The organism is Pantoea sp. M_10, from assembly GCF_008631515.1.
Lineage (GTDB): Bacteria > Pseudomonadota > Gammaproteobacteria > Enterobacterales > Enterobacteriaceae > Pantoea > Pantoea anthophila.
In genome coordinates this window covers 135,628-157,379 of record NZ_VWUL01000006.1, presented here as the reverse complement: position 1 = coordinate 157,379, position 21,752 = coordinate 135,628, and the positions used below count along the sequence as shown (strand labels likewise).

15 protein-coding genes are annotated in these 21,752 nt (G+C 60.1%); 3 read left to right on the top strand and 12 right to left on the bottom strand.

The genetic code is table 11. The features are described 5' to 3' along the window. Nucleotides 1–35 precede the first annotated feature (35 nt). Genes bcsE through bcsG form a run of 3 tightly spaced genes read left to right on the top strand, consistent with a single transcriptional unit; the run spans nt 36 to nt 3,422 of the window. Entirely contained in the window at nt 36–1,571 is a 1,536-nt protein-coding gene (gene bcsE, locus F3I47_RS16970) for a cellulose biosynthesis protein BcsE (protein WP_150029916.1), read from the top strand. Beyond that, nucleotides 1,571–1,768: a cellulose biosynthesis protein BcsF gene (locus F3I47_RS16965; protein WP_009088386.1), complete on the top strand. Its 198-nt coding sequence runs from the start codon at nt 1,571–1,573 to the stop codon at nt 1,766–1,768. The genes bcsE and F3I47_RS16965 overlap by 1 nt, the downstream gene beginning before the upstream one ends. Continuing rightward, nucleotides 1,758–3,422: a cellulose biosynthesis protein BcsG gene (gene bcsG, locus F3I47_RS16960; RefSeq protein WP_111208633.1), complete on the top strand. Its 1,665-nt coding sequence runs from the start codon at nt 1,758–1,760 to the stop codon at nt 3,420–3,422. Before F3I47_RS16965 ends, bcsG begins: the two co-directional genes overlap by 11 nt. Nucleotides 3,423–3,504: 82 nt before the next feature. On the opposite strand, the gene F3I47_RS16955 is transcribed toward bcsG, so the two are convergent. From F3I47_RS16955 to dppA, 12 genes are all read right to left on the bottom strand, one after another. After that, nucleotides 3,505–4,512: a glycosyl hydrolase family 8 gene (locus F3I47_RS16955; RefSeq protein ID WP_150029917.1), complete on the bottom strand. Its 1,008-nt coding sequence runs from the start codon at nt 4,510–4,512 to the stop codon at nt 3,505–3,507. An 8-nt stretch (nt 4,513–4,520) separates the two neighbouring features. Then, nucleotides 4,521–4,964, bottom strand: coding sequence for a cellulose biosynthesis protein BcsD (gene bcsD, locus F3I47_RS16950; RefSeq protein WP_150029918.1), 444 nt, complete (start codon nt 4,962–4,964; stop codon nt 4,521–4,523). Beyond that, complete coding sequence (locus F3I47_RS16945) at nt 4,964–8,767, bottom strand: cellulose biosynthesis protein BcsC (protein WP_150029919.1); 3,804 nt, start codon at nt 8,765–8,767, stop codon at nt 4,964–4,966. The genes bcsD and F3I47_RS16945 overlap by 1 nt, the downstream gene beginning before the upstream one ends. Before the next feature lie 11 nt (nt 8,768–8,778). Then, nucleotides 8,779–11,853 carry a cellulose biosynthesis cyclic di-GMP-binding regulatory protein BcsB gene (gene bcsB / locus F3I47_RS16940; protein ID WP_150042090.1) on the bottom strand — a complete coding sequence of 1,025 codons (3,075 nt, stop codon included), beginning with the start codon at nt 11,851–11,853 and terminating at the stop codon, nt 8,779–8,781. Further along, entirely contained in the window at nt 11,850–13,961 is a 2,112-nt protein-coding gene (gene bcsA, locus F3I47_RS16935; protein WP_150029920.1) for a UDP-forming cellulose synthase catalytic subunit, read from the bottom strand. Before bcsA ends, bcsB begins: the two co-directional genes overlap by 4 nt. A 52-nt stretch (nt 13,962–14,013) precedes the next feature. Continuing rightward, nucleotides 14,014–14,817 carry a cellulose biosynthesis protein BcsQ gene (bcsQ, locus tag F3I47_RS16930; protein ID WP_009088374.1) on the bottom strand — a complete coding sequence of 268 codons (804 nt, stop codon included), beginning with the start codon at nt 14,815–14,817 and terminating at the stop codon, nt 14,014–14,016. Then, entirely contained in the window at nt 14,808–15,422 is a 615-nt protein-coding gene (gene bcsO, locus F3I47_RS16925; protein WP_140923956.1) for a cellulose biosynthesis protein BcsO, read from the bottom strand. Before bcsO ends, bcsQ begins: the two co-directional genes overlap by 10 nt. Nucleotides 15,423–15,875: 453 nt before the next feature. After that, complete coding sequence (gene dppF / locus F3I47_RS16920; protein WP_150029921.1) at nt 15,876–16,898, bottom strand: dipeptide ABC transporter ATP-binding subunit DppF; 1,023 nt, start codon at nt 16,896–16,898, stop codon at nt 15,876–15,878. Then, nucleotides 16,888–17,874, bottom strand: a complete 987-nt coding sequence (dppD, locus tag F3I47_RS16915; RefSeq protein WP_009088368.1) for a dipeptide ABC transporter ATP-binding protein — start codon at nt 17,872–17,874, stop codon at nt 16,888–16,890. The genes dppF and dppD overlap by 11 nt, the downstream gene beginning before the upstream one ends. 12 nt (nt 17,875–17,886) lie before the next feature. Further along, complete coding sequence (gene dppC, locus F3I47_RS16910) at nt 17,887–18,789, bottom strand: dipeptide ABC transporter permease DppC (protein ID WP_009088366.1); 903 nt, start codon at nt 18,787–18,789, stop codon at nt 17,887–17,889. Nucleotides 18,790–18,798: 9 nt separating this feature from the next. Next, nucleotides 18,799–19,818 (bottom strand): dipeptide ABC transporter permease DppB, encoded by a 1,020-nt coding sequence (dppB, locus tag F3I47_RS16905; RefSeq protein WP_009088364.1) that lies wholly within the window; start codon nt 19,816–19,818, stop codon nt 18,799–18,801. Nucleotides 19,819–19,989: 171 nt separating this feature from the next. After that, nucleotides 19,990–21,600, bottom strand: coding sequence for a dipeptide ABC transporter periplasmic-binding protein DppA (gene dppA, locus F3I47_RS16900; protein ID WP_009088361.1), 1,611 nt, complete (start codon nt 21,598–21,600; stop codon nt 19,990–19,992). Nucleotides 21,601–21,752: the final 152 nt, after the last annotated feature.

The window sequence follows — 21,752 nt, the reverse complement described above, 5'->3', positions numbered from 1 at the left end:
AAACTAGCCTGGGCTGGAACAATATCGAATTCAATATGAAAAATTCTTTTTCACTGGGGCTGCGACAGGTTCAGCCTGAAGTCATAACGTTGCAAAATCCCGGTTTTTATTGGGTCACCTGCGCACGCCAGCAGGATATGTGTGCCTTTATTCGACAGGTTATTTCTCAACAGCATGCCGCCACGCTCATCAGCGCCGGGCTGCCGCCCCGCGAGCTGCTGACGCCCGACCTGACGGGCGGCCCCGACCGTATCCCGCTCTTTTCTCTGCCGGCAAATAAAAAAAGTCTGCTGCAGCTGGAAAGGGATTTATCCCGCACGCTCAGTCATAAAAGTGGGCTGGTGATCTTCAGCAGCAGTACGGCGCAGTGGGATAAATTAAACGAAGCGGAGTTGCGTGACTGGATAACACGCATGCGCAGAATGTTGCGCAAACGAAATATTACACTTCTCATCGTCACCACCGGTATTACTCTTTTTAATCAGACCAGCTCGCTTCAGCGTTATTATCGTCATATAGACGGACTGGCTTATTTAACCGTTGAGCAGGATAGCTGGCTGTATCAAATAAGCTGGTGGTATACCGGCGAAAGACTGTTTGCCGATCGTACGCTTCGTCTGGGCTATGAAGATGCGCATTTCTTTGCGTTAAAAGAAACGCAGGAACCGCTGAGCCTGAATGATGAGCAACACTATCTGGCCGATAAAAGCGTGCTTGAAGGCGCGCCGCCGCTTTCCCGCCAGTGGCAGCTGTTTGATGATAATCAGCAGGTCTGGTTACAGGCGCAGCAGGCCCATGCGGCCACCGTGATCTTCAGCCTGAATCACAGTGAACAGATCGGTGAACTGGCAAAAATGGTGCACAGCCTGCGCCGCGCGCGCGGCAACGGGCTGAAAATTGTGGTGCGTGAGATGGGCGTCAGCCTGCGTTACAGCGATGAGCGCCTGCTGCAGGCCTGCGGCGTGAACACCATTGTGCCCACCACGGCAGCGATGTCGCGCTTTCTCACCATGCTCGAAGGGATTCAGGGGCAGCGGTTCAGTCGTCGCGTGCCCGCCAGCCTGGATGCGCTGATCGCCTCCCTGCAGCCGCTGCATGAAAAGGGCTATCTGCGCCTGGATGCGTTCTGTGAGGCGGTCAGCCAGTTAATCAGCAACACCCTGCTGCCGGAAAATGACAAAGGCCTGCTGGTCGCCCTGCGCCCGGTGCCGCAGCTCACCCCTCAGCAGGTTCTGACGCTTTGCAAACCGCGCCGCTTTGGCGATCTGGTCACGGTGCTGGAGGATCGGGTGATTCTGTTCCTCTCCTCCTGCCGCTACAACGACCTGGATAAAGCGCTGAAATTTATCTTTTCACTGCCGCACGATGAGCTGTTTGCCAACCGGATTATCTGGTTTGAGGACAACCAGATCCTCGCCGAGATCGGCAACATTAAAAAAATGACGCCGATGGCGCTGCAGGTGCTGACGCCGGTTTCCGATTCGGTGCGCCCCGCGGAGATCCCGCCAGTGGCCGCGCCGGAGCGCCCGGTTCCGCAGCCCATTACATTACTGCCGGAGAGAGAGTCCTGATGAACCTGATGGATTGGGTGCAGATTGCGCTGCTGCTGCTGTTCATTTTGCTGATCGCCAGACCCGTGTGGCAGCAGTGGCTGCCGCGCCGCTGGAACGGTCTGCTGAATCGCCTGTTACCTGCACGTGCGCTGAAGTCTGAGGGGCACTGGCAGCGTCAATCTTCAAAAACGGATGCCAACATTAATGAAAAATGATCAACCCGCTGCGGCCCACGCTTCCCGTTTGTGGTCCTGCTGGCGCGGCCTGGGCGGCTGGAATTTCTATTTCTTAGTGAAGTTTGCCCTGCTGTGGTACGGCTATCTTAATTTTCACGCCCTGAGCAATCTGGTGTTTCTCGCCTGGCTCCTCTTCCCGCTGCCGTCGCTGCGCCTGCATCGCCTCCGTCACTGGATCTCCCTCCCCATCGGGATCGGGCTGTTCTGGCATGACACCTGGCTGCCCGGGCTCAGCAGCCTGCTCAGCCAGGGCGACCAGCTGGCGGGCTTCTCCGCCGCTTACCTGCTCGATCTGGCTGACCGTTTTATTAACTGGCAGATGTTAGGTGCGCTGTTTGTGCTGCTGGTGATCTACCTGTTTGTTTCGCCCTGGATCCGCATCACCGTGCTGGTGTCGCTGATGATGATCTGGCTCAACGTGCTGACTATCGCCGGCCCGGCGATGTCGCTGCTGCCCACGCGCGCCGCCACGCCGCAGGTGGTTCTGAATCAGACGCCCGCCGCCGCCAGCCAGCCCGCGGCGGCACCGGAGGGGCTCGATCAGTCGGCTGCCCCCACTAGCGCCAGCCTGACCGCCTGGCTCAGCCGCTTTTATGAGAGTGAACGCAAGCGCGTCACCCACTTCCCTGACAGCCTGCCAGCCGATTCGCAGCCGTTCGACATTCTGGTGATCAATATCTGTTCGCTCGCCTGGTCTGATATGGATGCATCCCAGCTGCGGAATCACCCGCTGTGGCAGCACTTCGACATCATGCTGACCAACTTCAACTCGGCCACCAGCTACAGCGGCCCGGCGGGGATTCGCCTGCTGCGCGCCAGCTGCGGTCAGACCTCGCACAGTGACCTCTATAAGCCCACCGATTCACGCTGCTATCTGTTCGATAATCTGGCGAAACTGGGCTTTAAAGAGCAGCTGATGATGGATCATACCGGTGTGTTCGGTAACTATCTCAAGGAGTTACGCGAGTCAGGCGATATTCAGGCTCCGCTGATGTCCCAGGCGGGTATTGCGCCGGAACTGACCTCGTTCGACGGCTCGCCGGTGCTTAACGATGCCCAGGTGATGCAGCGCTGGCTGGATGACCGCAGCAAGAGCAGCGATGCGCGCAGCGCCACCTTCTACAATCTGATCCCGCTGCACGACGGCACGCGCGACCTGGGCAGCACGAAAACGGCCCCGTGGAAGCCGCGCGCTCAGCTGCTGTTTGACCAGATCGACGCCTTCCTGACGCAGCTGGAGAAATCGGGCCGCCGGGTGATGGTTCTGGTGGTGCCGGAGCATGGTGCCGCGCTGCAGGGCGATAAAATGCAGATGTCCGGCCTGCGCGATATCCCCAGCCCCGATATCACGCACGTGCCGGTGGGAATTAAGTTTGTCGGCATGAAGGCACCGCATCAGGGACAGCCCCTGAATATCGATGCACCAACCAGCCTGCTGGCTGTCTCAGAGCTTGTCTCGCGCGTGGTCGATGGTCAGGTGTTTAATGCGCCGAATGTGAACATGTCGGTGCTGACGGACAAGCTGCCTCAGACGCCTGTCGTATCGGAGAATGATGGTGCGGTGGTGATGATGTATCAGGGCAAACCCTGGATCCGGCTTAACGGCGGCGACTGGGTCGCCTACCCGCAGTAGCGCAGCGATGGAGGGGTTCAGGCGCGGCGACGCGCCTGAACCGGAATGAACCCGCTGCTATCCGCAACAGGGCGCTGAGCAATCAGCGCTTCTCCTGAAAAGCCTGCCAGGTCAGTAACTGCAGGCTGGACGAAAAGTAGTTCTGATCCGCCGCCAGCGTATCGCTCAGATAGCCCGTCTCATTCAGCGTCAGGTCACGAACTGCCAGCAGACCGCCCTCAAGATGGTAAGGGGCCGGGGTATTCGCCAGCACGTCAAACCAGGCTGGCGTCAGCATCCGGCTGTAACCCTGCCAGACGCGCTGAAACGGCACCAGCGCCAGACTGTGCGGGTCATACCACCAGATGTTCAGCGGCACGCGAATGGCGTCGTAGCTGAAGCGGCTGGAATAGCCGACGGCCGGGGCAACCGATCCATCAGCATTCAGCGCCACCCAGTCCAGCGGCAGCCCGGTTTTCCCAAAGCTCAGCTTACCCAGCAGATCGAAACCGTCATTGATCAGCTTATCCCAGACCTGGAGATGGCTGCGCTCGCCAAACTCATGCCAGGCCTGAAACAGGAAGTAGGAGGGGTTCAGCACCACAAAGCTGCCTTTGTTAAAGCCCTGCGCCCCCGGCAACAGCACGGTGTGCCCGCCAAAATTCGCCACATCCAGCCGGATGATGGCACGCTGGATACGGTCAGAGGCCTGCTGATAGCTCTCTGCCTGCCACTTCTGCGCGGCACGCTGCAGCGCCCAGGCGAGCAACACATCACCATCCGAGGCGTTGTTTTTGTCGGCAACCGGGTTGTCACTGCCCGGCACATAGCGCCAGTAGAACAGCTCGGTCTGCGGATTACGCAGCTGGGTGCGCGTCCACTGCCACAGCCGATCAAAAGTGGCGCGGTCATCGTTAGCGACCGCCAGCAACATGCCATACCCCTGACCTTCGGTGTGACTGACATTGTTATTGGCGGTGTCGATGATCCGCCCTTCAGGGGTGACAAAACGGCTTTTAAAAGTGTCCCAGCCGCTGGCACTGGCCTGCGCGCTGCAGGCCAACAGTAACACTGAGCAGATCCAGCCCAGCCAGAATGGCTTACGTTTCATAATTGATCCTATTGATATCGATAGTACAGCGTACTGCCTTCACTGCGTTCAGCCGTTACCGGCACCCGGTTGCTGCCGCCCTGCCCCTGCAGCCAGCCCGAAAAAAGACCGGCCAGCACCGCACCAAACGCCGACTGCCACTCAGCCGGTGGAAGGATGTTGTCGCCTGCCGGTATAGCGTGACAGGTAATCTGCAGCGCCGCCTCTTCCGGCTGAAGCTGCACAAATCCCCAGTTAAAGCGCGCCAGCTGCAGATTACACTCGCGCTCCAGATCCTGCACGGTGCGTGCCGCTGGCAACGGATAGCGGGTCGCCAGCGACTCCCCCATGCGGTAGAGGAAGGCTTCCGCCTCCTGCTGACCGGCGTTGGCGATCATCCCCTCAATCAGCACGCTGACCAGGTCAAACCAGCCCGGCTGCCAGGGATGCGAACCGCCCGAATGCTCACTCATTACTTCTCTCCGAACAGATAGCGGACATAGAGCTGCGCGCTGCTTTCGTTGTAGTCACCAAAGGTGTCATAGCCCAGCTGGCCGCCAATCGTCACATCTTTATTGAGTTTATAGTCAGCCCCCGCGTGCAGGTTGTAGCCGACGCCATTTTTACTGCCACCCGAGTAGTACGCCTCTTTCACGCTGCCACCGGCGGCAAGCGCCTCCAGCTGCGACTGCAGCCGGGCATCGGCCGGGAAGTACGCACTCTTGTCCTGGCTGTAGCTCTGATAACCAGCGGAACCGCCGATGTTCACTTTCAGATCGTTAAACCGGCGAGAGAACTCCACCGGGAAAGAGACCGCCGCATAGTTCTGCGGGCTGAAGTAGCCGCCCTGCCCGTAGCTGAAATAGCTGAGGTTTTTCGAGAAGTCCATCCACGACAGGCTCATCCCCACTTTCAGCTCGCGGTCGTCGCTGTGGAACGGACGAACGTAAGCGCCTGCCGTCGCCTGCAGGCTGTTGTTGCTGGCAACATTTTCGCCCAGATAGCTGTAAGCGCCCGCCCCGGCGTAGAAGCCCGCATCGCCATTGTCATAGCTTAACAGGGCGTTAGCCCCGTTCTTCGTGACGCGGCCCCAGCGTTTGCCGCTGCTCTTATCCTCTGCGCCCACGTATGAGAGCAGGCTGTCGGTAATGGCGCGGCGCTCGCCGGTCAGGATCAGCGTCAGGAAGTCGGTCAGCTTCGGTGACCACTGGACGCCGCCCACCAGGGTACTGAGATCCTGCCCCAGCGGCGTACTGCCGAGATCGACCTTGTAACGGTCGCCCTTCAGCGCCAGATTCAGCTCCACGCCCGACGCCGTTTGCGAATCGGTGGTGGCGTTCGGCAGATCATTGACCGTGGCACCGCCTGCGGCGACTACATTGCCCTGGCTCAGCGCATTGGTGCCGAAACGACGCCATGCATCGGCCGCGCCGCTGCCCGCCGTGAGCGAGACCGGCGTGGCGGTAAAGTCAAAGCGCGCCTTTTCAAACGGCACGGTAGAGAACGTCAGCGGCGCTTTGGCTTCGGTGAGTTTGCTCAGGCCTGACTCGCCATCACGCCCGCGCACCTGCACCATACCCTGACTCCAGGTGCCGGTTTTCTCCTGCAGCGAATCCATCATGGTGTCGATCTCGTGCAGCGTCTGCGCCTGTCGGGACGCGGTTTCGCTGCCCGAAGCCGGTTCGTCCTGTGCCGTCACCCCGGCAGGCGCTGCCTGCCACGGCAGCACGGTGCCGTAGCTGGACGCGGTGCGTCCTACCGGCGAAGTGTGGCGATTGATAAAGGGGTTATCCGCCAGGGCCAGCCCGCCTATCGTCGGCACGCTGCCGGGTTGCGCGCCCTGCAGGCCGATCAGCTGACCACGCGCGGAACGCAGATAGCCCATCGCCTGCGTATGGTCGCCATTGGCTTCCGCGACGCGCGCCAGCAGCAGCAGGCGATCGGCCGACGGCGCGGTGCGGTTAAGGCCGCGACTCAGCGCACTGGCGCGCTGCACATCGTTCTGCGCCAGCGCCACGTTGATGGCCCCGACACGGGCATCCTGAGTCGGGGTATCCTGGGTCATCAGGTAGTCATACACCACACCGGCATCCCGGTTCATCTTACCGTCCTGGTAAAGACGGGCCATCGCGAACATCAGATCGCGGTTCTGTGGATCCTGTTGCAGGGCACCAATCAGCTTGTCATAGGCCACCGCATACTGCCGCTGCTGCCGCAGGCGATCCACTTCGTTAATCAGATAGCCGTTGCGAATGCCGGCCAGCTGGGTCGGGGTACTGCGCGCCTGCAGCTCAGGGTTGCTGAGGAAGCGCTGTACCTCACTGCCGAGGCCCGCCTGATTCAGCACCGCCATCTGCGCCGCATAGTCGCCCGCATTCCCCTGCACGCCGCGCTGCAGGTTCGCCCGCACCAGCGAGACGGCGCTGGGGAGATCGCCCGCCTGCGCCAGCTTTTGCGCCAGATTACCGGCATCAACCGGATTCGCGGGCGGATTGACCGTGAGCGCTTTCAGGGTATTGGCAGCGGCGGCCGTGGCCCCCTGCGCCAGATAGCGATCGGCGGTGCTCATCTGCAGGTTGAAATTGACCCGCTGCGCCAGTTCACGCATCGCTGCGGTCTGTGCGCTGGCGGGAATGCGTGACAGTAAGGTGCTGGCCTGCTGCCAGCCGCCGCTTTCGCTGGCGTTGAGTGCGCCAGCATACAGCTCGCTGCTGCTGGCACCGCTGCGCATGACCGGCTGCATCACGTTAGCGGCCAGCAGCGTATCCCCCTGCTGGCGGTAGAGCCGGGCCAGATCGAGCCGCAACCACCCCTCCGTGGGATAGCGCTGAATAGCCTGTTGCAGCGTCGCCATCGCGGCGGCGCTGTTACCGGCGGCCAGCTGACGCTTCGCCTGCTGGCGCAGCGCATCGGCTTCATTCGTCCGCGGTGCGACGCTCTGGCGTACGCTCTCCGGCAGGGAGCTTAGCAGACTGCCAGCTTCAGCCGTGCGATTCTGCTGGCGCAGCACGTAGAACAGCCCCTCTTTGGCGCTGCGGTTATCCGCATCGCTTTGCAGGATTTCGCGGTAGATCTGCTCCGCCTGGACGGGCTGATTCGTGCGGCGCAGCACGTCGGCGCGGAACAGCCTGGCGGCCAGCCCTTTTTCGCCCTGCGCCTGCATCAGCGGTTCGCTTAAAGTCAGCGCCTGTGCGCTGTCGCCGTTTTTCAGCGCCTGCTGCGCGCTGGTCAGCTGCGCATAGAAGCGGGCATCGTCGGCCTGCTGCTGACGCGACGCACTCTGATCGCCGCCAAGCTGCGCCGCCCGCTGCAGATAATCGGCCGCTTCCTGATAACGTCCGTCACGCTGGGCCACGTAGCCCATGCCCGCCAGCGCATCCGCATCCTGAGGATTGGCACCCAGCACTTTTTCAAAGCTGGCCTGCGCCCCGCCAACATCCCCGCTGTTCAGCGCGCTGAAGCCCGCCCCTTTTTCTGCGCCACCCACATTCTTACGGTAGTAGTCCATGACCGCTGTATCCTGCGGATGACGCTGCTGCCAGGTCTGATAACGCGCCGCATCGGCGGGCTGCGGGCCGAGCCACAGCAGCGCCTGACGCAGTGAACGGTCAGCATCCTGATTGCCGCTCGCCAGCGCGCTCAGCACTTCGATGCCTTCACGGCGGGTCGACTCCTGATAAGTCAGCGCTTTCCCCAGCGCCAGCTGCGCACCCGTGTCCTGCGGATGCTGCGCCGCAAACTGCCGCAGCGCCTCGACCGCCTGCGGCAGCAGCGTACGGTCGCCGGCCATGGTGAGATAATATTCCGCCGCCACGCTGGCGGGCGGCTCATTGCCGCTGAAGGTGTTGCGCCAGGTCTGTAACGCCGCCGGTATATTGCCGCTGCGCGCCTGCTGACGCGCCAGCGAAAGCTGCGCCTGCGGAATGGTCTGCATCTGGCGCGCATTATCCAGCTCGCTCAGATGGGGATCGCCAGGGGCAACCTGACTCAGGCGGGCGCGATACTGCGCCGCCGCCGCCGTATCGCCGCCCTGCTGGGAATAGAGCGCCAGCAGGTAGAGCGCCTGGGTGTTGCCGGGTTCCACCATCAGCACCTTCTGCAGCGAAGCCTTCGCCAGATCGTCATGCGCCTTCTGGTGCCAGTAAGAAGCCTGGTCGAACAGCGCCTGCAACGCCGGGTTGCTGCTTTCCGCCGCCAGCAGCGGCGAAGAGAAGATCAGCGTGCTGCCCAGCAGCAGCGCATGGCGGATTCCGGCACTTATCAGAGTCGTTTTCATTCTTTTTATCCTTACTTCCTGCCGGAATCACGGCCCTGCTTTGGATGCAGACGCCGCCAGGCATGGCGCTTCAGCATCGCCCAGGCCGCACTGCCCACCAGCGCAGAGACCAGCAGCGCCGCCAGTGCCAGCAGCACCGAGTGCTGGTTGGCGTACCACACTACCATCATGTACCAGGGCATCTCGCCGCTGGGGAACTGTGCGCCGACGCGGAAACTGCGAATGCCGTTTTCATCGGTAATGATCGCGGTATCGCCGCGCACGGCGGCGTTGATCTGCGCCGAACTTAAATCGTTGTGCAGTCGCAGCAGCTGGTCGTCGCTGGTTGCGACCGTCATCACCACCAGTCGATCGGGGTTCCACGGCGAGCGATAGCTGAGGAAGCCGCGCCACGCCTCGTTGGAGGAGAAGTAGCGATCGGCATCCAGCTGCTGCCGACTCCAGTCGCCGGTCAGCCAGCCGCGTAATTGTTCCAGCGTATCCGGCTCTTTCACGCCAAAGGTGTTGCCGCTGGCGTCGTACGGTGACGCCGCCAGCATCGCCTGATTAAAGGCGCTGTTGCCAGTGGTGCTGACCGCCAGCAGATCGCTCTGCTGTAAACGTGCCAGATGGGTGCCACCAGCGGGCAGACCAAACATGACCTGATTCTGCGTCAGCGCCACGCCGGTGGCATTCCCGGCGCGCGCCGCCAGATCCAGCAGCGTCGACAGCTCGGCGTTGCTGGGGGTTTCCGGCAGCAGCAGCGTGGTCTGACCGAAGTCGGCAAGGCGCGAGAACGGGAATGAGGCCCCGACAAAGTAAGAGAGGTTCGGCAGCATACTGAAGTGGCGGGTATGGCTCAGATCGATCCACGAGTCCTCTTCAATCCGGCTCTTGATGTTGTTATTCAGCAGCACGCCGCAGGGCGCGTCGGCGCGCGGTTTAATATTGAAATAGAGCGCCAGCTGGTTATCGCCGTAGATCAGATAGGGTTCGAGGTTAAGCCGATACTGCTCCTGCCGCGCATCCCCGCCTAAACGGTGCCAGGCATTCTCCAGCAGACCGACTTTATTCACCGTCAGGTTGCGCAGGAAGGTGCCGTTAAGCATGACGTTAAGGAACGAATTCTCCTCATCAATCCAGGTTTCCGACGGGAAGCGATAGTGCAGATTGACCGGCACCGTGTCGCCATCCCACAGGAAAAGGTCAGGCGCGGCGCGGAAGTTCACGCGCAGGGCGTCGTGCCAGATGCCGCTGCTGGTCAGGCTCTGATCTTTGCGCAGCAGTTCGCTCAGCCGCACCGGGCGGTCCGTGTTGATCCAGCGCGGGGCATCGTAAGGCTTACGGCTGTCAGGGAGCGGCGAAGCGACCGGCAGCTGGCTCTCATCGGTCGCCAGGGGCTGCGTCAGCCGGTTTGCCGCCTGACGCAGCTGATCCGCGTTGTTGCCACTGACCAGCAGCAGTTTGTAGACCGGGTTGATGGGGTTATCCACCAGCTGCAGCATCGGGCCGTTGCTGGCCGGGAAGGTCAGCGTGCCGATGCGCTCTCCGGGATGACCAAACAGGATGCCGTTGTTCTCCGGCAGCTCACCGCGCACCACCGGGAAACGAATCCCGCGATAATCACTCTGGATGCCGAGCCAGGATGCCACCAGCGCCGCCGCACTCACCGCATCGGGAGAGAGGTTGCTGGCGAAGCCGATGGTCACGGTGGCGGCGGTCATCCGCTGAGGATCGAGGAACGGTCGCGGGAAATTGCGCAGGCGGGTGCCGATATTCAGCTGCTGCCCCTCAAGGTGCAGGGAGGTCTGCGGCAGGATGGTGACCTGATACTGCTGTGCGCTCTCTTTCTCACACAACAACTTGTCCGCATCGTTGATTTTAAAACTCAGGTTGTTTTCAGAGACCACCATCGCCGCCGGGATCTCCAGCTCATAGTCGCTGACATCGCTGTCGGTCGCGCCCAGCGGCAGTGTGCCGAGCGGCTGACCGTTCAGCATCAGCTGCAGCGACGTATTCCGCGCTGCCAGTGCGGCTGAGACGCGCAGCGACAGATTGAGCCGCGCATTGGTAATCACCTCATCGCTGGGCAGGGTAAAGGTAATGCCTGACTGTAACTGGCCGCCGGTCAGCGTGATGCCGCGCGTCTGGCCCATCTGCGCCACGGAGAGGGTGCTGCTGATCGGCTGATTGATCGCCGCCATGACCGGTAACGCCGCGTCTGCCGCCGGTGCTGTCGCCTGGCCTGGCGCATAGGGCAGCGCGCTGGCGGCCGCTTCCAGCGCCGGGTCCGCACTGCTCAGCCCCTTCGGCAACGGCACCGCTGACAGCGCACTGCTGTCCTGCGTGACGGCTCCGCTGTGCGTCGTCGGGGCCGCAGCGTCGCCCGTCGCGACAGGATTCTGCGGAGCGGCTGTCGCCTCAGCGGCAGGAACCGCTGCGGCTGGCGCTGATCCTGGCGTGTCACCGGGTGAGGCGGATGGTGGCGTCGCGGAGGGAACCGCTCCGCTGGCGGGGGCCGCACTATTCACCGGTGCGGCAGAGGGCGCATCGCTGGCGGATGACTGGGCCGCGCCGGTCGCTGGTGCCACAGAGGGCGCGGCTGACGGCGTTTCGCTGACCGGAGCCTGCGCGGAATCGGTTCCCGGCGTGGCAGACGCTGCGCTGTTCCCGGCTGCCGCAGCTGGCGCGACTGACGGCGTCTCGCTGGCCTGTGCCTGTGCGGAATCGGTCCCCGGCGCGGCAGACGCTGCGCTGTTCCCGGCTGCCGCAGCTGGCGCGGCTGACGGCGTCTCGCTGACCGGAGCCTGCGCGGAATCGGTCCCCGGCGCGGCAGACGCTGCGCTGTTCCCGGCTGCCGCAGCTGGCGCGGCTGACGGCGTCTCGCTGGCCGGAGCCTGCGCCGAATCGGTTTCCGGCGTGGCAGACGCCGTACCCTCTGTGACAGACGGCGCGACCGGAGCCGCCCCGGGCGGCGTCGGGGCTGAACTGTTTAACGGGGCCGCGCCGCTGTTGTCCGACGCCGCTGGCGTTTCCGCACAGGCAGGCGTCAGCCACAATGCCGCCGTCAGTGAACTGGCCAGCAATGTCTGCGTCAGGATCTTCATGCCGCGCCATCCTCTTTCGCCGCCGCAGCAACCGGGTCGACATTTTTACGTTTATCGTGGCGGCCCTTCCAGGTCAGCCAGAACAGCTCAAACACGGTACGGATAATGGTGCCCAGCGAGATCAATGGGTTGTCCTGTTTATACTCCGGCTGAATCCACGCATCGGCACGCGCCAGCACCACGCGCACCAGTTCGCGACGCCGCGCCAGCGGCATCGCTTCAAAGCGCAGACGAATGCTCTCCGCATCGCCGGAAATCTTCGTGACCGGAAGCGTAATCGCGCCTGACTTCAGCAGCAGATCGATCTCTTCGATTTCATCAGACTCGTGACGCCCGTCGGGCGCGTCGAGTTGCGCGCCCCCCATGGAGAGGTTACTGGTCAGCGTGCGCGATGAAATGCCGCTGGCGTAGTGAATAATCGTCGGGATCTGCACCTCAATACGGATGGTTTTGCGCACCTGTTTGGTTTCGCGCGCCACGGCAATCGCGGCCATGAGAATGATCAGGCTGAAGATCGCCCAGCCGACATTCAGGGCAATCACGTAGGGATCGACGCCAAAGTAGTCATGCATTACCGCCCGCACCACGCCAGCCACAATGCCGATGCTCAGCAGCAGCGCCACGATCACGTGCGGACGCACAATATGGAAGTCGAAGAAGCCCTGATCCAGCACGCCGCCTTTATCGGTCACGTTAAATTTGCCATGTTTAGGCGACAGCAGGGTCAGGATGGTCGGGATCACCAGGTGGAAGCACATCACCGTCTCATAAATCTCGCCCCAGAAGGTGTAGCGGAAACGGCCATTCATGCGGGAGTTCACGTAGAGTGACATCACCAGATGCGGCAGCACGTAGGCGAAAATCAGCGACGCCGAGGAGTGAATAATGTTGAGGTTAAACAGCAGGTAAGCCAGTGGCGCGGTCAGGAAGGCGACGCGCGGCAGACCAAACTGAAAGTGCAGCATGGCATTGAGATAGCAGAGACGCTGCTGCCACTTCAGACCCCGGCCAAACAGCGGGTTATCGACGCGGAAAATCTGCGTCATGCCGCGCGCCCAGCGGGTACGCTGAATGATGTGCAGCCCCAGACGTTCCGTGGCCAGACCGGCCGCCAGCGGGATCGACAGAAAGGCCGAACCCCAGCCCAGCCGCTGCATTTTCAGGGCGGTATGCGCATCTTCCGTCACGGTTTCAACGGCAAAGCCGCCAATCTCTTCCAGCGCGGAACGGCGGATCACCGCACAGGAGCCGCAGAAGAAGGTGGCGTTCCAGTTGTCGTTGCCCTGCTGCACCGGGCCATAAAACAGCGACCCTTCGTTTGGCATGCTGCGCGCGGCGCGCAGGTTACGCTCGAAGGGATCGGGTGAGTAGAAGTAGTGCGGTGTCTGAAGCAGCGCCAGTTTTGGGTCGTTCAGAAAGGGGCCAACCGTCGCCTGCAGGAAGGTGCGGGTCGCGACGTGATCGCAGTCGAAAATGCAGATCAGCTCACCTTTGGTGATTTTCATGGCATGGTTAAGGTTACCGGCCTTGGCGTGTCTGTTGTCGTCGCGGGTGATATAGCCCACCCCCACATCGGCCGCGAAGCGGGCAAATTCGCTGCGCTTGCCATCATCCAGCAGGTAGACCCTGAGTTTGTCGCGCGGGTAATCAATACACTGCGCCGCCAGCACGGTGTCGCGCACCACTTCCAGGCTTTCATTGTAGGAGGGGATATAAATATCTACCGTCGGCCACAACCGGGTATCGTCCGGCATCGGAACGATGGTGCGTTTTAAAGGCCAGGTGGTTTGCAGGAAGCCGAGAATTAAAATCAGCCAGACGTAAAGCTCCGCCACATATAAGCCAATCCCTAAGATAGCCTCGACTTCGGAATTAAAATGCAGTGTCTCTGTCGTCCGCCACCAGATATAACGGCTGGACATTAATGCCGAGAGGATCACCATCACCACAGTAATTTTGCGGCTCTTGCTGAAACCCAATAAAAACATCATGCCGATGCTGATCAGACCAAAAATATACTGTTTCTGGCTGTCCATCGGCGTAGTGATGATCACCGCCGCAACGGGTGCAAGCACCAGCAGCAGCAGGTAAAACCCGATTTTACTCATGATTCACCCTGAGAAGCGCTGTGTAAATCAGCTGTCTGGCGAAACCAGCCGGTTAAAAATGGTGAGTACGGATAGGTGCCTGAACTTCGCCATTGCCTACGGTGATATTGAGAATGCTGCTGACGCGTTTCGCGATCAGTTCAATATCAAATGCCGCGGCGGAAGCGGGGCTGAAATCGTAAACAGACTGCTGAGACGCGTTGGCTTCGCCAACACTTTCATCACGGTGAACCACGCCCAGTAAATTATCCCCCAGCCGCTGCTGCATAAAGGCCGTCACATCGCGATTAATATTGCGGCGGTTATCGCACTGGTTCAGGATAAAATAGTGCCCCTGCTTATTATTAAGCGGTTTACCGATCATCCGGTTCTCTTCTATCTGCGGTAATAATGAGACCGATGCGGTATCCGCTAACATCACCACTAAATGCATATCGGCCAGCGCCGTCATGGCTTTAAGGGCCGGACCGGGACCGGGCGGAAAATCAGCCACAATCACCAGGCCGGGATAATTGAGCACCGTGTCGAGACCGCGCTGAATAAAGTGGGGATCTTTCATCAGGTTCTCTTCGAACCGTTCGCGCTGCGGCTCTGTGACGTCGCCATAAGGCAGAACAAAGATATTGCCGCCGGTGGTGAGAATCGACTGACTCCAGTCCGCTTGCTCTTCTGAACGCGCCACAAATCCGCGGCCGTCGTGGAGCGGCACGCCAAAATGCAGACGTAATGCGTTCTGCACATCAAAATCGATGGCCAGAACTTTGCTACCGGACCGCGCCAGGCTCCAGGCCAGATTCGCCGCCAGCGTGGTTTTCCCCACGCCCCCCTTCGGCGAGCACACACAAACTAACGGCATAGCGCAATCTTCTCCAGTAACGGTTTCAGTAAGGTTTCTTTCGGCAGGCTGACTTCACGTGAGCGGAACAGCGCGCCAAACCGTCCCGGCTCAGCATGAGGCGCGGACGGTGCCACCGCGGGCTGAAGTTCGGCCACGCTGGCGGGCCGGACCGGCGCGGCGACAGGTTCCGCGACGATGGCTTTTTGTGGCGGCGGGGGTGGTGGAAATAAGGCCGACGGGCCCCGCTCAGCCGCTGGCGTGGCCGCAGGGACGCTGCTGCCTGCCAGGCTGTCGAGAATCGAACTGCGGGCCGCCGCCGGTTGCGCACTGAGCGCGGCGTAACGGGGCTGTGCCTCTGCCGGCGACGCAGAGAGCGTTGCGGGGCGCGGTGGCTCTGGCGGAGGTGCCGTAAACTCATCACCGCGCAGCGGCTGCGGTTGTGGCAGGTCTATTCGCTGACCGCCACCGAACGGCGTGTGATGCTCCTCCTTCGCCAGCTGACGAAGCAGTGCCCATTTACTCTGTTCCGCCGGTTCCTGCGTCTGGCCAGACATATCTTTAAAGGCGATGTCGAGCGTTTGTGTTTTTTCTTTAAAACGCTGCAAATCATCATAATTCTTCATTTGAGGTGGCCTGCCACAAGGGGGGAATTTTCCTGGAATATACCACATCCTGTTATTCGCAGTCAGGAAAACCTGATTATAAAAAAAGCATATTTAATTAACGATTTTAATCATACAGAATCGCTAATCTTCAAAAGACGCCTCCCATAGCCAACCGGCACTTAAAATTAATAAATTAAACTTAAGTTAAACTGGCTATTCCTGTCTGAATAATGTTTCAGCAGAGAGGGCTCAGACATTGCCTGGTACAGCCAGCTGCACTCATATCAGGATGGCACCGCTGAGGGAAGATGCAGCGCTGCTGGCGAATAACAGCGACGGGCTGTGATAAGGGAGGGGGAAAATAAAGCGGGGGGACTGATCGTCAGGCCATAACTCTGCCGATTCAGTCTGAAGAGGGCTGAGCCCGTGCGATATCAGGAAACGCAGGCCCCGGACGGGGCCTGCCGATCCTTAACTGACCTTTTCTGCCACACCGACCGGCTGATTCTCATCCTGATCCACCGCAAAACAGGCAATCTCCTGTCCGCCGTAGTTTTTCAGCTTCGGTTGCAGCTGCACACAGGTGCCAAAACGACGGTGACAGCGCGCATTAAAGGCGCAGCCCGGCGGCGGATTGAGCGGGCTGGGCAGCTCGCCGGTCAGCTTAATCCGCTCACGCCGATCGTCAGGATTCAGTCGCGGTGTCGCGGAGAGCAGCGCCTGGGTGTAAGGGTGACGCGGATTACTGAAAATCGCCTCTTTGCTGCCCTTCTCAACGCAACGGCCGAGGTACATCACCATCACCTCATCGGCGATGTGCTCCACTACCGACAAATCGTGCGAGATAAAGACGTAGGAGAGCCCCATGTCCTGCTGCAGATCCATCATCAGGTTAAGCACCTGGGCGCGCACCGAGACGTCGAGGGCCGAAACCGGCTCATCGGCGATCAGGACGTCCGGATCGAGCATCAGCCCGCGCGCAATCGCAATACGCTGACGCTGTCCGCCAGAGAACATATGCGGATAGCGATCGTAGTGCTCGGTTTTCAGGCCAACTTTCGCCATCATCTCCAGCGTCTTCTCACGGCGTTCCGCTTTAGTCAGCTGGGTATTGATCACCAGCGGCTCTTCCAGAATCTGACTCACCTTTTTACGCGGGTTGAGCGAGCCATAGGGGTTCTGGAACACGATCTGGATTTTCTGACGGCGCAGCTTCTGCGCCTGGGGATCGTGTTTCAGCAGATCCTGACCGTGCCAGTAGAGCTGCCCTTCGGTCGGAATTTCAATCATCGTCAGCAGACGGCCAAGGGTGGATTTACCACAGCCCGACTCGCCCACGACCGCCAGGGTCTTGCCCCGCTCCAGATTAAAGGAGACGCCATCCAGCGCCTTGACCAGACGCTCCTGACCAAACAGACCCTTTTTCACCGGGTAGTGCTTCTTCAGATCAATCGCCTGCAACAGGAACTGATCTCTGGTTGTTTCATGACTCATACGTTGGTCTCCCGGCATCGTCCAGCGGATAGTGACACTTGGACTGGCGTCCTGGAATGGTGCGCAATTCAGGTTCCACCTGACGACAATGATCGGTCGCATAGGGGCAGCGTGGGTTAAGCAGACAGCCCGTCGGGCGGTCATATTTGCCCGGCACCACGCCAGGCAGCGAGGCCAGACGCGCTTTATCCGCCGCAAACTCCGGCAGCGCGCGCAGCAGCGCCTGCGTGTAAGGATGACGCGGGGCTTTAAAGATATCGCTCGCTTTACCGCTCTCCACCACCTGACCGGCATACATCACAATGATGTGGTGTGCGGCTTCCGCCACTAACGCCAGATCGTGCGTAATCAGGATCAGCGCCATGTTCTCCTGCCGCTGTAACTCCAGCAGCAGTTCGATGATCTGTGCCTGAATGGTCACGTCGAGCGCCGTGGTCGGCTCATCCGCAATCAGCAGCTTAGGCCGGCAGGCGATCGCCATCGCGATCATCACACGCTGGCTCATACCGCCCGACAGCTGGTGAGGATAGACATCAAGCCGCGATGCGGGATCGGGAATTCCCACCTGGGTCAGCAGGTCGATTGCCCGCTGACGCCGGGTGCGTTTATTGCCGCCCTGATGCACCTTGATCGCTTCCATAATCTGGAAACCCACGGTGTAGCAGGGGTTAAGGCTGGTCATCGGGTCCTGAAAGATCATCGCCACTTCTGCGCCAACCAGCTGGCGGCGCTCTTTTTCGGAGATGCGCTTCAGATCGCGCTGGTTAAACTCCAGCTTTTCCGCCATCACTTTGCCGGGGAAATCGATCAGCCCCATGATCGCCAGTGAACTCACCGACTTGCCGGAGCCGGACTCGCCGACAATGCCGACCACCTGGCCCTGCTCAACCTGATAACTGATGCGGTCAACCGCACGAAACGGTGCTTTGTCGTCGCCGAAATGCACCGACAGTTTGTCTACATTTAATAACGCCATCTCGGTGCCTCTTTACTGCTTGAGTTTCGGGTCGAGTGCATCACGCAAACCATCGCCCATCAGGTTAAATGCCAGCACGGTGAGCAGGATGACCAATCCAGGGAAGGTCACCACCCACCAGGCACTTTGCGCATACTGCAGCACGTCGGAGAGCATGGTGCCCCACTCCGGCGTTGGAGGTTGCGCACCCATACCGAGAAAGCCCAACGCCGCCATATCCAGGATGGCGTTGGAGAAGCCTAATGACGCCTGCACGATCAGCGGGGCAAGGCAGTTAGGCAGAATATTGACGAACATCTGACGCAGCATACCGGCACCGGCCACGCCGGAGGCGGTGACATAGTCGCGGTTCACCTCCACCAGCACCGCCGCACGGGTGAGACGGATGTAGTGCGGCAGGGCGACAAAGGTCAGCGCGATAGAGGCGTTGACGATCGAGGGGCCAAAGATGGCGACCAGCACCAGCGCCAGCAGCAGGCTGGGCAGCGCCAGCATGATATCAACGACACGCATGATGATGACGTCGACCAGGCCGCCGAGATAACCGGCCAGCAGGCCGAATATCACGCCGAAAATCAGCGACAGCACCACCACCAGGCAGCCCACCAGCAGCGACAGGCGCGCGCCGTACATCAGGCGCGACAGCACATCGCGGCCCACATCATCGGTGCCCAGAATAAAGTTCCAGCTGCCCCCGTCCTGCCAGACCGGCGGATGCAGCAGCGCATCGCGGAACTGCTCAGCCGGCGCATGCGGAGCCAGCACATCGGCAAAAATGGCGCACAGCAACACGATGATGATGTACACCAGGCCAATTACCGCGCCTTTGTTACGTTTAAAGTAGTGCCAGAATTCCTGAAACGGGGTCATCGGCTTGGGTGCAACGGTAACGCTGCCGGGATCAACAACAGACATGATGCCCCCTTATTTCTTGTGACGTATGCGCGGGTTCACCACGCCATACAGCAGATCAACCAGCAGGTTGACCAGGATAATCAGTACTGCCGTCAGCAGCACACCGCCCTGCACCACCGGATAATCGCGGCGCTGCAACGCTTCAATCAGCCAGCGACCCAGACCCGGCCACGAGAAGATGGTTTCGGTCAGAATCGCCCCGGCCAGCAGCGTGCCGACCTGCAGACCGATGACCGTGACCACCGGCAGCATGGCGTTGCGCAGCGCATGCACTACGATCACCCGCATCCGCGTCAGGCCTTTGGCGCGCGCCGTGCGGATGTAATCTTCACCCAGCACTTCCAGCATCGCCGAGCGCGTCATACGCACAATCACCGCCAGCGGAATGGTGCCCAGCACGATGGCCGGTAAAATCATGTGCATGACCGCGTCATGGAAGTCGCCCGGCTCACCCCAGAAGAAGGTGTCGATCAGCATAAAGCCGGTCAGCGGCATGCTGTCATCCAGGAAGACGGTGTCGCCAACCCGCCCGGAAACCGGCGTCAGGTTGAGCTGCACCGAGACCAGCATGATCAGCATGATGCCCCACCAGAAGATCGGCATGGAGTAGCCGGTCAGGGAGATGCCCACGGCGGTGTGATCGAAAATGGAGCCACGCTTCACGGCGGCCAGGACCCCAACCGGGATGCCCACCGCAACGGCAAATATCATGGCGCAGATGCCGAGTTCCAGCGTCGCTTTGAAGCGCGGAACAAACTCATCCCAGACCGGGATGCGGCTCTTGAGTGAAACGCCCAGGTCGCCATGCAGTACGCCGTTGATGTAGTTCAGGTACTGTTTCCACAGCGGCTGATCCAGACCCAGCAGCGTCATTAACTGTGCATGACGTTCAGGAGAAATCCCGCGTTCGCCCGCCATGATCAGCACCGGATCGCCGGGGATCATGTGAACAAAAGCGAAAGTGAGTAATGTAATACCGATGAACGTTGGGATGACAAGGCCCAGACGTCGGAGTATGAACTGCAGCATAATCCGGGTTCTCTCTTCTCCGCGCGACCGTCGCCGCGAGGGTTGTTATTGCTTACATCTGACGATCGGGTAGGTCCGACCGCGACGCAGTCAGACTGCGCCTCTACCGTTTCCAGTAAAACAGGGAGAAAAAGCCGGGGCGACGCAGGGCCGCCCCGGAAAAGGCGACAATTATTCCTGAATGTCTACCTGAGCAAAGTAGTGTCCGCCCAGCGGATCGACTTTGTACCCGGTGACTTTCTTGCTGACCGGTTCGTATACCGTAGAGTGCGCGATCATCAGCGCCGGTGCCTGGTCATGCATCACAACCTGTGCCTGTTTGTAGTACTCGATACGCTTCGCCTGGTCGGCGGTCGCGCGCGCAGGCTGGATCTGATCCTCAAAGGATTTATCACACCAGCGCGAGTAGTTAGAACCATCTTTCGCGGCTGAACAGCTGAACAGGGTCGCCAGGAAGTTGTCCGGATCTCCGTTGTCACCGGTCCAGCCCATCATGACGGTCTGATGCTCACCCGCTTTGGCGCGTTTCAGGTATTCGCCCCACTCGTAGGTAACGATTTTGGCTTTCACGCCAATCTTCGCCCAGTCGCTCTGGATCATTTCCGCCATGCGGCGTGCGTTCGGGTTGTAAGGACGCTGAACCGGCATCGCCCAGAGGTCGATGGAGAAGCCGTCGGCCATGCCCGCTTCTTTCAGCAGCGCTTTGGCTTTCTCAGGATCGTAGGCGTAGTCTTTGACCGCGTCGTTGTAGCCCCACATCGTTGGCGGGATCAGGTTTTTAGCCGGCTGGCCTGCACCCTGATAAACCGCGTCGATAATGGCCTTTTTGTTGACAGCCATGGTCAGTGCCTGACGCACTTTCAGGTTATCCAGCGGTTTTTTCTCAACGTTGTAAGAGAGATAGCCGACGTTCAGGCCAGCCTGCTCATACAGGTTGATGTTTTTGTCCTGCTTCATGCGTGCGATGTCAGCCGGGTTCGGATAAGGCATGACCTGGCACTCACCCTTCTGCAGTTTGGCGTAGCGCACTGACGCATCCGGGGTGATGGAGAAGACTAAGCGGTCGATTTTTGGCTTTTCGCCCCAGTAGTTCGGGTTCGCTTTGTAGAGGATGCGCGAATCTTTCTGGTATTGCAGCAGCTGGAACGGACCGGTTCCGACCGGGTTCAGGTCGACGTTTTGCGGCGTGCCGGCTTTCAGCATGTTGTCCGCATACTCTTTGGACAGGATAGAGGCGAAGTCCATGCCGAGGTCGGCGAGGAACGGCGCTTCAGGGCGGGTCAGCACGAAGCGTACGGTGTTGTCGTCCACCTTCTCGATTTTGCTGATCAGCTTCGGCATATCCATGCCTTCGAAATATTCATAGCTGCCGCCGGAGACGCCGTGATAGGCGTTGTTTTTATCCAGCTGGCGCTCAAAGGTGAACACCACATCATCCGCGTTGAAGTCACGCGTAGGTTTGAAATCTTTGGTCGTCTGCCACTTCACACCCTTACGCAGGTGGAAGGTGTAGGTTTTGCCATCGTCGCTGACGTCCCACTTCTCTGCCAGCGCAGGATGCAGTTCGGTCGTGCCGACAGTGAACTCAACCAGTCGGTTGTAGATCTGACGTGAGCTGGCATCGTAGGTGGTGCCCGAAGTGAATAACTGCGGGTTAAAGCCTTCCGGAGAACCTTCAGAACAGTAGACCAGGGTTTTTGCCTGAACACCGGCGGCGACAGTCATAGCAATCAGGCTCAGACCGACCTTCAGCATCCCGGATTTAGCCAGGGAGTTGATCATGCTTTTGCTCCATTGTGATGTGATGTTGTGTGTATTGCCTGACCTCTGGTTTTTTTATGCGGTTCAGGCGTACCACCGAACAGGTGGTTAAATCGCGCTACGTTTTTTTTGTTTTTCCGAAGCGGGTTGGGCATTCAGAAAATTCCGTAACT